Annotated in this window: 9 protein-coding genes and 1 pseudogene; 5 read left to right on the top strand and 5 right to left on the bottom strand. The window is 70.0% G+C overall.

Going from position 1 to position 15724, the window contains the following annotated elements; translation table 11 throughout:
- Window positions 1-55 precede the first annotated feature (55 nt).
- Window positions 56-1270 carry a geranylgeranyl reductase family protein gene (locus tag ACFVH5_RS20350; protein WP_385835044.1) on the bottom strand — a complete coding sequence of 405 codons (1215 nt, stop codon included), beginning with the start codon at window positions 1268-1270 and terminating at the stop codon, window positions 56-58.
- Window positions 1271-1446: 176 nt separating this feature from the next.
- On the opposite strand from ACFVH5_RS20350, the gene ACFVH5_RS20345 reads away from it, so the two are divergent.
- Window positions 1447-2802, top strand: a complete 1356-nt coding sequence (locus ACFVH5_RS20345) for a dipeptidase (protein ID WP_385835043.1) — start codon at window positions 1447-1449, stop codon at window positions 2800-2802.
- A 190-nt stretch (window positions 2803-2992) separates the two neighbouring features.
- Here ACFVH5_RS20345 and ACFVH5_RS20340 read toward each other — a convergent pair whose 3' ends face one another.
- From ACFVH5_RS20340 to ACFVH5_RS20330, 3 genes are all read right to left on the bottom strand, one after another.
- Complete coding sequence (locus ACFVH5_RS20340; protein ID WP_385835042.1) at window positions 2993-4033, bottom strand: NUDIX domain-containing protein; 1041 nt, start codon at window positions 4031-4033, stop codon at window positions 2993-2995.
- A gap of 817 nt (window positions 4034-4850) precedes the next feature.
- Entirely contained in the window at window positions 4851-5651 is an 801-nt protein-coding gene (locus tag ACFVH5_RS20335) for an enoyl-CoA hydratase-related protein (protein ID WP_385835041.1), read from the bottom strand.
- Window positions 5648-6838 (bottom strand): CaiB/BaiF CoA transferase family protein, encoded by a 1191-nt coding sequence (locus ACFVH5_RS20330; protein WP_385835040.1) that lies wholly within the window; start codon window positions 6836-6838, stop codon window positions 5648-5650. The genes ACFVH5_RS20335 and ACFVH5_RS20330 overlap by 4 nt, the downstream gene beginning before the upstream one ends.
- Window positions 6839-8139: 1301 nt before the next feature.
- Between ACFVH5_RS20330 and ACFVH5_RS20325 the strand changes: the two genes are divergently transcribed.
- The 4 genes from ACFVH5_RS20325 (at window position 8140) to ACFVH5_RS20310 (ending at window position 14981) form a co-directional block, all read left to right on the top strand.
- Window positions 8140-12174 (top strand): amino acid adenylation domain-containing protein, encoded by a 4035-nt coding sequence (locus ACFVH5_RS20325; RefSeq protein ID WP_385835039.1) that lies wholly within the window; start codon window positions 8140-8142, stop codon window positions 12172-12174.
- The gene (locus tag ACFVH5_RS20320) at window positions 12174-12527 is read left to right on the top strand and encodes a hypothetical protein (RefSeq protein ID WP_385835038.1); all 354 of its coding nucleotides are present in this window, start codon (window positions 12174-12176) and stop codon (window positions 12525-12527) included. Before ACFVH5_RS20325 ends, ACFVH5_RS20320 begins: the two co-directional genes overlap by 1 nt.
- A 151-nt stretch (window positions 12528-12678) precedes the next feature.
- Window positions 12679-13143, top strand: coding sequence for a hypothetical protein (locus ACFVH5_RS20315; RefSeq protein ID WP_385835037.1), 465 nt, complete (start codon window positions 12679-12681; stop codon window positions 13141-13143).
- Complete coding sequence (locus ACFVH5_RS20310; RefSeq protein ID WP_385835036.1) at window positions 13140-14981, top strand: GMC family oxidoreductase; 1842 nt, start codon at window positions 13140-13142, stop codon at window positions 14979-14981. Before ACFVH5_RS20315 ends, ACFVH5_RS20310 begins: the two co-directional genes overlap by 4 nt.
- 167 nt (window positions 14982-15148) lie before the next feature.
- Here the strand turns inward: ACFVH5_RS20310 and ACFVH5_RS20305 are convergent.
- Window positions 15149-15694 (bottom strand): annotated as a pseudogene (locus ACFVH5_RS20305) (MMPL family transporter); the annotation flags it as partial.
- Window positions 15695-15724 lie beyond the last annotated feature (30 nt).

The raw sequence follows: 15724 nt of genomic DNA, 5'->3' as shown, positions 1-15724 counted from the left end.
GCCGGCGGCCGACCGTTCGAGTCGGCGGCCGACCGTCTGAGTCAGCGGTCGGCAGTCAGCGGTCGATCCTGCTCAGGGCCCGCTCCGCCATCGGGTGCGAACGCACCATGTCGCCCAACGAGGTGGAACCGCGGGTGATCCCCGCGAACGCCTTCCACGCGGGCCGGAAGCCGGTGAGCGCGGCATGGAACACTCCGGGCCGGCGCTCGAAGATCTGGAGCATGCGCCTGCCGATGCTCATCTCCACACCCAGCCCCGCCTTGATCGCGAAGGCGTAGTTCAGCGCCTGCCGCCGCGTGTCCACGGCGTCGTGGGCCTCGGCGATCCGCACCGCCCACTCCCCCGCGAGCCGCCCCGAACGCAGCGCGAAGGAGATGCCCTCGCGGGTCCACGGCTCCAGCAGACCGGCCGCGTCCCCGCACACCAGCACCCGGCCCCGCGACAGCGGCGAGTCGTCGGCGCGGCAGCGGGTCAGGTGCCCGGACGAGATGCTGGGCTCGAAACCCGCGAGGCCCAGCCGGGCGATGAAGTCCTCCAGATACCGCTTGGTCGCGGCGCCTTCGCCCCGCGCCGAGATGACCCCGACGGTGAGGGTGTCGCCCTTGGGGAACACCCACCCGTAACTGCCGGGCAGCGGGCCCCAGTCGATGAGGACCCGGCCCTTCCAGTCCTCCGCGACCGTCTCCGGAACCGGGATCTCCGCCTCCAGGCCGAGGTCGACCTGGTCGAGCTTCACCCCGACGTGTGCTCCTATCCGGCTGGCGCTGCCGTCCGCGCCGACCACCGACCGCGCCAGCAGCGTCTCGCCGTCCTGGAGGACGACCGCGACCGAGCGCCGGTCGGGGACCGCCGAACCGTGCTGCTCCACCCTGGTGACCGTGGCGCCCGTCCGCAGTTCGGCGCCCGCCTTCTGCGCGTGCTCGACGAGCTGCTGGTCGAACTCCGGCCGGTTGATGAGCCCGAAGAGCATCTGCTTGGAGCGGCGCGTGCGCGCGAACTTGCCCTCAAGCGAGAACGTGACCGCATGGATCCGGTCCCGGAACGGCAACTCGAAACCGGGCGGCAGCGCGTCACGGCTCGGTCCGATGATGCCGCCGCCGCATGTCTTGTAGCGGGGCAACTCCGCTTTCTCCAGCAACAGGACGCGGCGCCCCGCGACCGCCGCCGCATAGGCGGCCGAGGCGCCCGCCGGTCCCGCCCCGACCACGACGACGTCCCACACCTGCTGCCCGTCGTCCTGTCCGTCGTCCGAAGAGTTCTCGCTGCTCACGATGGTCTGCTGCTCCGATCCCGCCGCCTGCCGCACCTACTCCACGCATCCTACGGCGGCGTCCGGCGAAGACCGCTGTGGGAGGATCGGCAGCGTATGCAGCGCGCACACCCGTTCGCGCGCTCATCCGCAGCCGTACCCACTCGTACAACGTCGCACCCACGAGGAGCGTGCCCATGTCGTCGAATCCGGTCGCCGAGACCGTCGTCTCCCTGATGCCCAGGGCGAAGACGGAGCTGACCGAGCTGGTGGCCTTCAAATCGGTGGCGGACTTCGACCAGTTCCCGCGCAGCGAGAGCGAGGGCGCCGCGAACTGGGTGGCCGACGCGCTGCGCGCCGAGGGTTTCCAGGACGTCGCCCTGCTCGACACCCCTGACGGCACCCAGTCGGTGTACGGCTTCCTGCCCGGCCCCGAGGGCTCGAAGACCGTCCTGCTGTACGCGCACTACGACGTGCAGCCGCCCCTCGACGAGGCCGGCTGGCAGACGCCCCCCTTCGAGCTGACCGAGCGGGACGGCCGCTGGTACGGGCGCGGGGCCGCCGACTGCAAGGGCGGCCTGATAATGCACCTGCTCGCGCTGCGCGCGCTCAAGGCGAACGGCGGTGTCCCGGTCGGCGTCAAGGTCATCGCCGAGGGCTCGGAGGAGCAGGGCACCGGCGGTCTGGAGCGGTACGCCGAGGAACACCCGGAGCTGCTGACGGCCGACGCGATCGTCATCGGCGACTCCGGGAACTTCCGGGTCGGTGTGCCGACGGTCACCACCGCGCTGCGCGGCATGACGCTCGTCCGCGTCCAGGTCGACACCCTCGAAGGCAATCTGCACTCCGGCCAGTTCGGCGGCGCGGCCCCCGACGCGCTGAGCGCGCTGATCCGCGCGCTCGACTCGCTGCGCGCCGAGGACGGCTCGACCACGGTCGACGGGCTCGCGGGCTCCTCGTCGTGGGAGGGCCTGCAGTACGACGAGGCGCAGTTCCGCAAGGACGCCAAGGTGCTCGACGGCGTGCGGCTGATCGGCTCGGGCACGGTCGCCGACCGTATCTGGGCGCGGCCCGCCGTGACCGTGCTCGGCATCGACGCCCCGCCGGTGGTCGGCGCCACCCCGTCCGTGCAGGCCGGCGCCCGCGCGCTGGTCAGCCTGCGGGTGCCGCCGGGCGTGGACGCCGTCGAGGCGACCAAGCTGCTCCAGGCCCATCTGGAGGCGCACACGCCGTGGGGAGCGCGGGTGGGCACCGAGCAGATCGGGCAGGGCCAGGCGTTCCGTGCCGACACCACGAGCCCGGCGTACGCGGCGATGGCCGAGGCGATGAGTGTCGCGTACGACGGGGCGGAGATGCAGTACGCGGGGCAGGGCGGGTCCATTCCGCTGTGCAACACCCTCGCGTCGCTGTACCCGCAGGCGGAGATCCTGCTGATCGGGCTCAGCGAGCCGGAGGCGCAGATTCACGCCGTGAACGAGAGCGTGTCGCCCGAGGAGCTGGAGCGGCTGGCTGTGGCCGAGGCGTTGTTCCTCCGGAATTACGCGGCGGGGTGAAGCCGGGGCACGCTCCCTGGTGGGGCGTGCCCCGAGGTTCTGGGGGCTGCGCCCCCAGAACCCCCATCGGCCTGAACGGCCTCGTCCTCAAACGCCGGACGGGCTGAAATACAGACGGCCGTCGGCCTGAAAAGCGCGGACCGGACGGGCTGAAAGACATACGCCGGTCGGCCTCAAAAATGAACGTCGGCTAGCCCTGGGGCACTCCTGCCTCCAGGTACAGGGCGGCCCCCCGCTCCCTCGCTCGCAGGGCCCAGCGCAGGCGCTCGTAGCGGATGGGGGGCATGAGTGTGGCGGCCTCCTCCTCCGTGACGAAGCGCCAGTCGCGCAGTTCGGGGCCCGGCAGCACCAGTTGCCGGGCCTCGCCGCCGCCCAGCCGGCCGCCGTCGTAGAGGAGGCGCAGGCCGCCGTAACCGGGGGGCTCCGGGGGTTCCCAGTCGACAACCAGGAGACGGGGGACGTCCGTCAGCCGGATACCGGTCTCCTCGGCGACCTCGCGGATGCCCGCGCGCGCGGGTGCCTCACCGGATTCGACGACACCGCCGGGGAACTCCCAGCCGGCCTTGTACGTCGGGTCGACGAGCAGGACCCGGTCCAGTTCGTCGAACAGGAGCACCCCCGCCGCGACGGTCTCCGAGGTGGGTTCGGGGGTCTGCACGATGTCGCAGACCGGCACGGATCCGCTGTTCACGGCTTCGGCGACGCGCACGGCGGACTCGTACGGGGTGAGGGTGCCGTTGTCGACGAGGTGGGCGTCCGCGGTGAGCCAGCCGGCCAGGGCGGCGCGGTAGGGCTCGATCTGGTCGTACGACCACTGGCGCACCCGTATCTCCCCGTCGGGGAGGTCCGGCGGGACCTCCCGGCCGGCTATTCGTTCGCGCAAAATCGTTTCCGCCGGGGCGAGAAGCACATGGCGTACCGCGATCCTGCGGGACGCGAGGCCGCCGAAGATCTCGTCGCGGTAGTCCTGGCGGAGCAGTGTCATGGGGACCACGAGCACGCCCCCGAGTTCGGAGAGCATCGCCGCCGCCGTGTCGACCACGAGCCGCCGCCAGATCGGCAGATCCTGGAAGTCGCCGACCTCGGCGAGGCGCTTGGCGGGCAGCAGGTGCGCCAGCCCGGTGCCGATCAGCTCGGGGTCGAAGAGTGTGCTGTTCGGGATCAGGTCGATCAGTTCCCGTGCGGTGGTGGTCTTCCCCGCACCGAACGCACCGTTGATCCATACGATCATTCATACTCCAGCGCAGGAGGGCCGCTGAACAGCGGCGGAGCGGGCGAAACCGGATCATCTGAGGGCGGCATGGGAAAAGTCGGTGTCCATAATCCCGCACCCACTACCTCTTTCTCCCATACGCCCTGAAGATACGCCCCGATCCGCTCCCCCATCGAGACCGTCACCTCGCTGTGCGTACCTCCACACCGGGCAGCTCACGCCGACCGGTGACCGCGTAGACGGTGGTGACGGCGACCTTGCCGGTACTGCGGCCGGTACGGTGACGCTCCATCCGGACCGCCTGACAGGCACCGGGGAAGAGGGAGTTACTGACGGGGGGCGACCTTGATCCGGCGCATCTCGAAGCGGTGCAGCCCGACCCGGCCCGCATGCCGCGCGGACATCACCCACGCTCGTCAGCTGGGGCTGGTGCGGGGCGCAGACCGGCGGCCGGTGGTGACGCCCCGCACCGTAAGTTCAAGAAGAACACCCCGGACCGGTACGAGGAGTTGTACGAGCGTCAGCGCACGGCGCACTCCTCGCGCCGTATCCGGGTCGAGCGCGGCATCGCCCCGGCCAGGAAGGCGCGAAGCAGATCGACTGCCCCTCAGCCGGTGCCTTTCATCGATCACCAGCGGCAACGTGCTCATCGTGCTGATGGGACGCCAGTACGCCACCGCAGGGCATTTCCCCCACCGTCGGCAGGAGCACGGTGGCACTGGGCGTGATCGGACTCATCGGCCTCCCGGTGCACCTCAGCGTGGCCGGGCCTGAATTCGGACTCATCGGTTTGTTCGAACGAGTCGCGGTCAACCCCGCGCTGATCGCCAGCGGTTCAGCGCCCAGGCCAGTTCGGTGGGCGTTTGTCCCTGAAGGCTTGGACGCCCTCGCGACTGTCCTCGCTGTCCAGGGCTGCCATCAGCGCCGGCAGGCGGGTCGCCCGGGCCTCCTGGCTGGTCAGGTGCGCGGTGCGCTGCACCATCTGCTTGACGGCGCGCAGCGAGGTGGGAGCGCACGCGAGAACACCGGCGACCCAGCGGTCGACCGCCTCGTCCAACTGCTCGGCCGGAACCACCTCGTTGACCAGTCCCATCCCGGCGAGCTCAGCCGCGCTCGCCCGCCGCCCGGTGAGCAGCAGGCCCATCGCCTGGGTATGTGGCAGCCGGCGGACAAGCTGAGTGACTCCTCCGTCGAGTGGGACGCGTCCGACACGGGGCTCGGTGAGCCCGAACTGGGCGTGATCGGCTGCGACCACGATGTCGCAGCCCAGGACCATCTCCATGCCACCGCCGAGGGCGTACCCGTTCACCCGGGCGATCACCGGGACGTCGAGGGTGGTGCGCAGGGACAGGCCGCCGAAACCGTTGGGGTCGAGAGCGGCCCAGTACTCCAAGCCGGTCCTGCCGGTCTCCTCGGCGGACATGTCGGCACCGGCGCAGAAGGCCCGGTCGCCTTCGCCGGTCACGACGACGACACGGACCTCGGGGTCCGACTCGATGCGCTCCCAAGCCTCGTTGAGGTGTTGGAGCGTCTTGGCGCCGACGGCGTTGAGCACCCGGGGTCGGTCGATGGTCACACGGGCGACGTGCTGGTCGATCTCCAGGCGCACGTCGTCCGTGGAGGGCGTCGCGGTCACCGCAGGACACCGCTCTCCACCAGCGCAGCGATCCGGGCGTCGTCGAAGCCGTGTTCCCTGAGGACTTCGGAACTGTGCTCACCGAGCTGCGGCGGGCAGTGGCGGACGCCCATGCGGGCACCGGAGAGGAGGATGGGTGCAGCGACCGCCCTAACCTTGCCGGCCACCGGGTGGTTCATATCGACGATCATGCCGTTGACCGCGGTCTGCTCGTCCGCGAGAGCCTCTTCCAGGGTGCGCACCGGTGCGCAGAGGATGTCCTGCTCCTCCAGTCGTCGGATCCAGTGCTCCGTGACGTTGCCGGCGTACCGCTCCCGGAAGATCGCCTGGAGCTGCGGGCGTCGTTGGAACTGCGCCTCCATGGTGGAGTACTCCTCGCGCAGCGAGAGGTCCTCGTCCATCTCCAGGGCTGCGCATACCGCGCGCAGCGGGTTCTCCTTGAACGCTCCGACCATGCAGACCGCGCCGTCCATGGTCGGGAAGACACCGCTGAGCGGCATGCTGGCCCAGTTGACCTCGTAGCCACGGTTCAGCTGCGCGCAGGCCTCCTGCATCTGCATGTGCAGCATCGAGTCGTACATGCTGACTTCGACCTTCTGGCCCTCTCCGGTCCTGGTCCGGGTGAACAGCGCGAGCAGGATGCCCTGCAGCAGATGCATGCCGGTGGTGTAGTCGCCCAGTGGGGTGGGGTAGACGGACAGCGGTAGGTCGGGGGACTCGCGGCGCCACATCACCCCGGAGTAGGCCTGGCTGATCACGTCCTGGCCGCCCTTGTGGCTGTACGGGCCGGCGCTTCCGAAACCGGTGCCGGAGGCCCAGATGAGACGAGGGTTGACCGTCCGTAGGTCTTCGTAGCCGAAACCGAGCCGTTCCATCACACCACCGCGGAAGTTGCTCACCACTACGTCCGCTGCGCGGACCAGGCTCAGAATCACTTCCTTGCCTTCGGGTGCGCGGACATCGACGCAGACGCTGCGCTTGTTCCGGTTGATGGCGAGGAAGATCGGCCCGTCCAGCCCATCCCGGTCCGGGAAGGATGTCCGGGAGAGGTCGCCGGTTCCGGGGCGCTCGATCTTGATCACGTCGGCGCCGTAGTCACCCAGCAGCTGGGTGCAGCTGGGACCCATGAAGACCTGGGTGAAGTCGAGGACGGTCACACCGTCCAGGGGCAGGCCGTCGGTGCTCATCGAAGTAACGTCCTTTCCGCGGTCCTCAGGAACTGGGGTGTGACCTTTCGGTCTCGGCGAACACTCATGCATGGGCCTCTACTGGGTTGCCCGGATCGGCCGGGGGTCCGTCGGCGTGTGGCGTGTGGCGTGTGGCGTGCGAAGACACGGCAACACCCCGGCTCGGGCGTGCCCGAGCGGCTGGAGCCGGATCTGCTCAAGGGCGGATTCCCGGACGGGGAACCGCCGCCGACGGTGGGAACTCGCATGGGAGCCGCGTCGCGAGGGGCTCGCTGCGAGAAACAGGCGGAGGAGAAGGAGTGAACCCGGCAGGTCCGTCGAGGACCTGGTCCTGCGAAAGGTGAATCGCCGGCCGGACCCCTTCATGGCGAACCCGACGGGACCGATATGCATTCAGTAGGAGATGAAAATTTTTGCTTCAGTTTTACACGGGACGGGAAATCCCTTGCCGTCATGTCCCGATAGAGTACACATACAGACATTTCCCTACGATGGATTGATTTAACCGGTAACCCCAGGGGGTGCTGCCGATCTCGTGGGGTGATGCCCAACAGCCGACCCGCGGGCACATCGAGGGCGTGCGCCCTCCGGACCTGCCCGAGTGAACGCCGCACCGGCTCGGGCCTTACTCATAAGCTCCTCCGTGCATCTCAAGCCGCTTCAGCGTAATGAAGATCTACGCCCCGTCAAGGCTTCATGTCCGGCGAAACGGTGCAGCCCATCACGTTTAGACGGGCCGGAGGGCGCGCGGGTTTCGACGACCCGCCGCAAGAGCGGGAGATTCGACATCGCCGGAACGCACGCCTTTTCGGCGCGCATCGGACTTCCCTCACCCAGTTCCCCATGACGGAAGGGTGGTGATATTTGACAGAATTGCCGCCTTACCCTTTTTCTAGACATGCCGGACCCAAACACTTCGACGCCAGGCAAGCGTGTGACCTGCGTCACTGTTGACCTTTAAAGCAGTCTGGGATGTACTTTTGCATGACGAACCATCAATTCGTGATGAGCCATATGCATTGCTAGTTATTTATTGCTAGTCCAGCTGCTTCGACCAATATCCCTGACATCACGTCGCGAGTGATGCGCCGATAAACATTCCTGAGTTACGACGAAAGCCCGCCGCCGGACGGGCGCCTCGGAATCCTGCCCGGCACGCCGAGGCGCGACGCGGACACCACGCATTCAGCTGTCGCCCTCGCCATGCTCCCGGTCGCCGGTGCGGCCGACCGGACACAGGCCGTCCCTGCGCCGCGTCCCGCGCCTGTCTCGCCGTCTTCCTTTCTCATGAAGGAGACCTTGTGCCTCGCATTGCCACCCCCCGAATTCTCCCGTCCACCCTGTCGGCCTCATCGGCATCAGGCCCCGCCGGCGTCCCCTCGTCCGACCCTGCCCCCCTGTCGTTGGCACAGGAGCGGTTGTGGGTCCTGGCGCGGATGGGTGGGGAGGCCAGCGCCGCGTACCACGGGCTCATGAACTTCGACCTCAAGGGGCCGCTGGACGCGGACCTCCTCGTCCAGGCGCTGCACCTGCTCGCCGCCCGGCACGAAGCGCTCCGCACCCGGCTGGTGCCGGCCGAGGGCTCGGCCCTTCAGGTCGTCGATCCCCCGGAGACGGGCTTCCCCGTCACCGTCGAGGATCTGAGAGGGATGCCGGACGCGGACGAGCGCCTCGCACAGGCGCAGCGGGCGGTGGGAAGCACTCCCTTCCGCCTCGGGGAGGAGGCCATGACGCGCGGCCGTCTGGTCGTGCTCGGTGAGGACCACCACGTCCTTCTGCTCACGGCCCACCACCTCATTTTCGACGGCTGGTCCCAGTCCCTGCTGCTGCGGGAACTGAGCACGATGTACGCCGCGCTGCACGAAGGACAGGAAGTGTCGCTGCCGGAACTGCGGTGGCAGTACAGCGACTACACCCGCTGGCAGTGGGACTGGATGGCGGGAGAGGAGTCCGCCGCGTACGCCGAGTACTGGACCGGTGCGCTGAGCGGGGTCCCGGCCGTGCTCCCCCTGCCCACCGACCGGACCCGTCCGCCCGAGCAGGATTTCCGGGGCGGCAGGGCGGCCCTGGTCGTCGACGAGGACCTCACCCAGGCGCTGCGAGCCCTGGCGAAGGAGCACGGGGTCTCCTTGTACGCGACGGTCCTGACCGGCTGGTCGCTGCTGCTGTCCCTGCTCTCCGGGCAGGAGGACATCGTTGTCGGCACCCCGACGGCCAACCGCCGGCAGGGCGACGTCGGAGGCCTCATCGGCTTCTTGGCCAACACCCTTGCCGTGCGCGCCGACCTGTCCGGCTCACCGACCGTCGGGGAGGCGCTGAAGCGCGTGAACCAGCGGCTGCGTGACGACCTCGCCCATGTGGACCTGCCTTTCGAACGGGTCGTGGAGCTGGTCAACCCGCCGCGGAGTCCGGCCTACACGGCCCTGTTCCAGACGATGGTCGCCTGGGTTCCCTCCATGCGGCAGGAGCTCGAATTTCCCGGCGTGAGCGTCGAGGTGCGTGAGGACGACTCACATGTCGCCGCGAAATTCGACCTGGTGGCGGTCGTCGCCGACGAGGGCCGGCGCCTGGTCGGCGGGATCGAGTACGCCACCGCGCTCTTCGACCAGACGACCGTCGAGCGGTTCGCACGCCAACTGCTGCGGGTGTTCCGGCTGATGACCGAGCGGCCCGCGGCGGACGTCGGCGACCTCACCCTGCTGGACGAGGACGAGCAGCGAGAGATCCTGTCGACGTTCAGCTGGGGAGGCGACCCGGTGACACCGGCGTCCGCCGCCCTGCTGGAGCGTTTCGCGGAGCAGGTGCGGACCCGGCCCGAACAGCCGGCGGTGGTCGCCGGGGACGCGGAAGTGACCTACGCGGCGCTGGACCTGCGAGCCGACCGGCTGGCGAGCGCCCTGACCGCCCGCGGAGTCCGCCCCGGCCAGGTGGTGGGCCTGCACGCCGGGCGCACGCTCGAACTGGTCGTCGGGGTCCTCGGTGTCCTCAAGGCCGGGGCCGCCTACCTCCCGCTCGACCCCGGGCAGCCCGCCGAACGGCTCGCGGCCATGGTGGCCGATGCCGAGCCGGCGCTGGTGCTGACCGACCACACGGCCCCGGCGCCCGACGGCGGACTCTGGCAGGACCTGGCCGCCGTCGAGGCGGAGGGCACGCGGGAGACCGCGCCGCGGATCGCCCCGGACCCTGCCCGGTTGGCCTACGTCATCTACACCTCCGGGTCGACCGGCCGCCCCAAGGGGGTGGCGGTGACCCACGGCAGCGTCGTCAACCTCCTCGACCACTGGCACGAGCTCATGGGCGACGCCGCGGGCGAAGCCGCGTCGGCCTGGTCGAGCATCGGCTTCGACGCTTCGGTCCACGAACTCCTCGTACCGCTGACGACGGGCGCGGTGCTCCACCTCGTACCCGACGAGCTTCGTGGCGACCCCGGGGCGCTCATGGACTGGCTGCGGGAGCGGCGGGTGGCCCAGGCCTTCCTGCCCCCTTCCTACATCATGTGGATCGACGAGGACCCGTCCCGGCGGCTGGCCGGGCTGAGCCTGCGCCAGCTCCTCACCGGCGTGGAGTCCCTGCCGGAAGCCGCGTTGCACCGCATGCGCGAGGCACTGCCGGGCCTTCGTATCTGCTACGGCTACGGACCGACCGAAGCCACGCTCTACACCACCGCGTACACCGATCCGCAGGCCCGCTCGCGGTCCTGCCCCATCGGGCGGCCGTTGCGCGGCACGCGTCTGTACCTGCTGGACGACCGCATGCGCCCGGTGCCCGTGGGAGTTCCCGGCGAGGTGTACGCGGGAGGCGCAAGCCTGGCGCACGGGTACCTTCACCGGCCCGACCTCACCGACGAGCGTTTCGTACCGGACCCGTTCGTGCCCGGAGAACGCCTCTACCGCACCGGCGACCTGGCGCGCTGGCTGCCGGACGGCAACGCCCAGTACGTCGGCCGCCACGACGACCAGCTCAAGCTGCGCGGCTTCCGCATCGAGCCCGGCGAGGTGGAGGCCGCTCTGCTGGCGGTGCCCGGGGTGCGGGAGGCGGTCGTCCTGGCCGACCGCCGGACGCCGGACGACCCGCACCTGGTGGCCGGCGTGGGACGCGACCCCGGGCCCGACCGGACACCCCACGAATGGCGTCTCGCGCTGGGGGAACGGCTGCCGGACTACATGATCCCCGCGGTCGTCGCCGAGTTCGCGCGGCTGCCGCTGAACCGCAACGGCAAGGTGGACCGGGAGGCGGTGCTGAGCGCGACCGCCGGCACCCGCGCCGGGCGGGTCAACACGGCCGCACCCCGTGACCACGTCGAGATGGCCCTGTACCGGATCTGGCGGCAAGTGCTGCTGCACCCGGACGTCGGGGTCGCGGACAACTTCTTCGAGCTCGGCGGCACCTCGATCTCGGCGATCAAGATGGCACACGCCGTGCAGGAGGAACTCGGCGTGGCGTTGCCGGTCCGGGACGTCATGCTGCGTCCCACGATCGAGGCGCTCTCGGAGTTCGTTCGCGGCGCCCTCTCCGGGACCGCCGGACCCGCGAACCACAGCAGCCTGGTCGAGTTCCGCGCCGGGAACGGCCGGCAGCGCGTCGTGTGCGTCCACCCCGCCGGCGGCACCGCCTTCTGCTATCTGCCGTTGTCCACCGCGCTCCCGGAGGACGTCGGCGTGGTGGGCCTGCAGGCCCCGGGGATCAATCCCGGTGAGTCGACCCTGCCGACCGTGGAGGCCGTCGCCCAGGAGTACCTGCGGCTCGTCGGTCCCCGCCCCGACGAGGCACTGGTGCTGTGCGGGCTGTCCTACGGGGGGCTGATCGCCCACGAGATGGGCCGCCAGTTGGCGGCGGCCGGGCACGAAAGGGTGAGCGCGGTCCTGCTCGACACCCGCGGCGCCGAGGACGCGGAACGGCACGCCCCGTTCACGCCGACCGGCATGGACGAGTTCCGGCAGAAGCTGATCCGCTTCAACGGCATGTACCCGGGCATCGACGACGACCAGGTCGCCCGGTACCTCACGGTGTACAACCACCACCAGGCAACCGGCCTCGCCTACGTGGTGCCCGACTCGCAGGCCCGCACGGTGCTCATGCAGGCCATGGCCGTGGAGGACGACGAGGACGGTGAGGCAGCCGCCCGACTGCGCGCGTTCTGGCAGCGCCGCGCCGGCGGCGGCTTCGTGGTGGAACCGGTGGACTGCGGCCACTGGGACATGCTGGAGAGCGACGAACTCCCGCGCGTCGCCGCCGTCATCACGGCCGAACTGAACCGGTTCGGCCCCGACGCGGAAGGCGGTACCGGCCCGGCCGAGGCCCGGCCTCCGCTCCTCCCCGGCACACGGGAGCAGTGATGGCGATCTGCGACGGGACTCCCGGGGCACACGGTGCCGGGAACCCCGGCTCACCGGAGGGCCCGGCGCTGCGGACACGTCGTCGAACCGGCGGCACTCCGCGGGCCGTTGCACTCATCGACGACTACGTACGGCTGGACTACGCGGCGCTCGACTCCGCGTCTGCGGCCGTGGCCGGGAACGGCCGGCACAGCGACGGCAGTGCCGGCGCCGAGACGTCGCCGGGGTCGAAGCTCTACATCACGGACCCACCCGAGGACGACGACGTACCCGGGAGCGAACACCCTCTCATCGCGCGGAATGTGGTTCGCCGTGCCCGATCCGGTGCAACCGCCACGGCGGTACGCCGCTGACGCGGGGGCGCCGGTACCGGTCCGGGCTTCGGCCGTGCCCCCCCCCCAGCGACCCGGCGCGCGTCCGACCCGCGCGGGCTCACCGTCCCGCGAGGGCGCGCGCGTACGACAAGAACTTGTCTGACCTCATAGGAAAAAGGATTTCGAGAGCATGGAACTCCACCAGTTCGCCGCCCTGTCTGCGGACCTGACCGGTTTCGACTGCAGGGAGTTGCAGGAGACCGGCATGTTGGACACGTACCGGCAGGTCGTCGTGGATCAGGCAGGGGCTGAGCGGCTCGACCAGCTCGCCGACTCGGTGGCGGGCACCCCCGACGGCCCGCCGCGTTTCGAGGACGATTCCACCCGGGAGCTGGCGCGGGCGATCACCCACCTCTGGTACGTCGGAACGTGGCCAGGCCTGCCGGACCCGCCGTCCCCGGACAACGGAGCGCGGACACCGGAGGCCGGGCCGTACGTGGTCTCGTCGCGGGCCTATGAACAGGGTCTCGTATGGCGTGCGTTCGGCGGGAACGCGCCCGGCGCGACGGCGCAGGCGCACGGGAGCTGGGCCGACGCCCCGTCCGGGGCAGCGCCCACGGGAGCACGTGACACCGAGTCGGTGGTCGTGCGATGAGCGGTCCGCAGGAGCTTCGGTGGGACGTGGTCGTGGTCGGTGGAGGTTTCGCGGGTTCCCTGGTGGCCAAACGCCTGGGCGACCAGGGCTGGCGGGTCCTGGTGCTGGAGGCCGGACACGGCGCGTCCAGCTCGGACGGGGGACACGCGGACGCGGTCGAGACGTACCGCACAGCACTGCTCAAGGTGCCCAACTCGCCCTACCGGACGAGTAAAGCGGCACCGTCGCCGGCGATGTCCGATGTCGGCGAGTACTTCGTGCAGAACGGTCCGCTTCCGTACGGCAGCGGATACCTGCGGGCCAACGGCGGCACCGGACTGGCCTGGACCGGACTCGCGCCCCGGATGCACCCCGAGGACTTCCGCGCCGGGGACTTCGGGCAGGGGCGGAACTGGCCTCTCGGCTACGACGACCTGGAACCGTACTACCGCGCGGCCGAGCGGGAGATCGGGGTGGCCGGCGACGCCGAGGAGCAGCGTGCGGAAGTCGGCCTGCCGTTCCCGGACGGCTACCAGTTCCCCATGCGGTCCATCCCGCAGAGCTACCTGGACCAGGTGATGACGAAGTCCCTGGACGGCGGGACCATTCGGGATCCCGGGGCGGACGATCCGGTCCGTCTGCGCGTCGTCACGACACCACACGCCCGCAACGGCCTGCCCCATCCCTCCTACGACGACGGCGCCGACTACCGGCCCGCCGCGGGATTGGGGCAGCCAGATCAGGGAACGCTGTGCCAGGGCTACGCCAGTTGCGTACCGATCTGCCCGTCCCAGGCGAAGTACACGCCCCTCAAGACCCAGGCCCGCTGGGGCTCGTCCGTCACCCTTGTCACCCGGGCGGTCGTCACACGGGTCCGGATCGGAGCCGACGGGCGGGCCGCAGGTGTCGAATACCGGTCCTACCGTGACGACACCGCCGAAGCAGTGACCCACAGCGTCGACGCGGACCTCGTCGTCCTGGCCGCGCACGCGATCGAGAACGCCAAGCTCCTCCTCCTCTCCGAGGCCGCCAACAGCAGCGACCAGGTCGGCCGCAACCTGATGGACCACCCGGTCCTGCTGACATGGGGCCTGATGCCCCAGCAGGTCGGTGCTTATCGTGGCCCCGGCTCGACTTCCGGACTGGAGGGATTCCGCTTCGGCGCCGCGCGTACCCGGCGTGCTCCGTTTCGCGTGGAGATCGGCAACTGGGGCTGGACCTGGTCCCTGGGACCGCCCGAGCAACGGGTCGCCGAATTCCTCGGCACCGGAGGGTCCGACGGCCGCGGCATCCTCGGTACGGAACTGCGGCGGGCGCTCGGCGACCAGATCGGACGCGAGTTCGCCTTCCAGTTCGAGATTGAACAGGAGGCCGACCCGGCGAACCGCGTGACCATCGATTCTCGTCACCGCGACGCGCTGGGCACTCCGCGGCCGGTCATCCACTACGACTTGTCCGACTACGTCAAACGCGGCATCGTCGCCGCGAAGACGGTTTCGGACCAGCTCTTCGACCTGCTGGGCGCGGAGGACCATACACGTTTCGAACAGGGGCCCGGCTGGCCCGGCTACTTCGAGTTCGAAGGCCGCCCCTACGCCTACAGGGCGGCCGGTCACGGAGCCGGAACCCACATCATGGGCGACTCACCTCGCACATCCGTGGTCGACGAATGGCAACGCTGCTGGGACCACCCTTACCTCTATGCCGTCGGATGCGGCAGCATGCCCACGGTGGCCACGTCCAACCCCTCACTGACCATGGCCGCACTCGCCCTGCGCAGCAGTGAGGAGATGCACCGAGACCTCCTCGACCGACGCCGCATCACATCCGCCGAACATCCGGCGCCATCCGCCTCGTAACACCACGTTCCGATGCGGCGGCATGCGCCGGTTCGTGGCCTCGCGCGTGCAGAGAGCCCGGTCGATGCGCACCACACCGCGCAGACCACCTGCTTGGACACCTGCTCGGTCAAGCCTGCGAAGACGACGGCGGACCCGGCGGTGCCGGTGGCGCGGGCGGCGGCCTCGCGGGCGTCGTAGCCGTCGGCGCGTTCTGAGCGGTAGCAGGACACGATGAACAGGGCGTAGTCGATGCCGACCGCGATGCCCAGCATCGTGGCGAGAGCGGAGGCGTTGCTGTTGAGGTCGAGCGGGCCGCTGAGCGCGGTGATGGCGGCCATGCTCACCCCCGCTCCCAACAGCGCGGTGATCAGAAGCTGTCCGGCGGCGACAAGGGAGCCGAAGGTGATGAGGAGGATGACGGCTGCCAGGGCGAAGCCGATGGCCTCGGCCGTGTGGCTCTCCTCGGGCTCGGCCAGCGCGTTGCCGGAGGCCTCGACCGTCAGCCCCTGGTCACGGCCCGATTCGAGGGCCTCGTCCAGGCCGGTGTGGTCGCCGTCGGTCAGGTCGGCCTCATTGGAGATGTAGGTGACCTGGGCGTACGCGGTGGTGCCGTCCGCGCTGGCTGTCTTGGACGTGAAGGGATCGTCCTGGCCGACCAGATCCTGCTCGGCCCGTGGCTCGCACAGCGCATCCTTTGCGGGACGCCGGCGACCCGAGAGCTGATGGAACACGTCGTCGAACTGGTGCTCCTGCCGGCTCCG

The sequence above is a fragment of the Streptomyces sp. NPDC127119 genome (assembly GCF_042677425.1).
GTDB lineage: Bacteria > Actinomycetota > Actinomycetes > Streptomycetales > Streptomycetaceae > Streptomyces.
Note: the sequence above shows the minus strand (reverse complement) of the source record. Positions and strands in the feature narration are given on the sequence as shown.

Bases quoted from the DNA above. Each gene is read 5' to 3' on its own strand.
- ACFVH5_RS20345 (WP_385835043.1), top strand. From the start codon at position 1,447: ATGTCGTCGAATCCGGTCGCCGAGACCGTCGTCTCCCTGATGCCCAGG.
- ACFVH5_RS20340 (WP_385835042.1), bottom strand. From the start codon at position 4,033: ATGATCGTATGGATCAACGGTGCGTTCGGTGCGGGGAAGACCACCACC.
- ACFVH5_RS20330 (WP_385835040.1), bottom strand. From the start codon at position 6,838: ATGAGCACCGACGGCCTGCCCCTGGACGGTGTGACCGTCCTCGACTTC.
- ACFVH5_RS20320 (WP_385835038.1), top strand. From the start codon at position 12,174: ATGGCGATCTGCGACGGGACTCCCGGGGCACACGGTGCCGGGAACCCC.
- ACFVH5_RS20315 (WP_385835037.1), top strand. From the start codon at position 12,679: ATGGAACTCCACCAGTTCGCCGCCCTGTCTGCGGACCTGACCGGTTTC.
- ACFVH5_RS20310 (WP_385835036.1), top strand. From the start codon at position 13,140: ATGAGCGGTCCGCAGGAGCTTCGGTGGGACGTGGTCGTGGTCGGTGGA.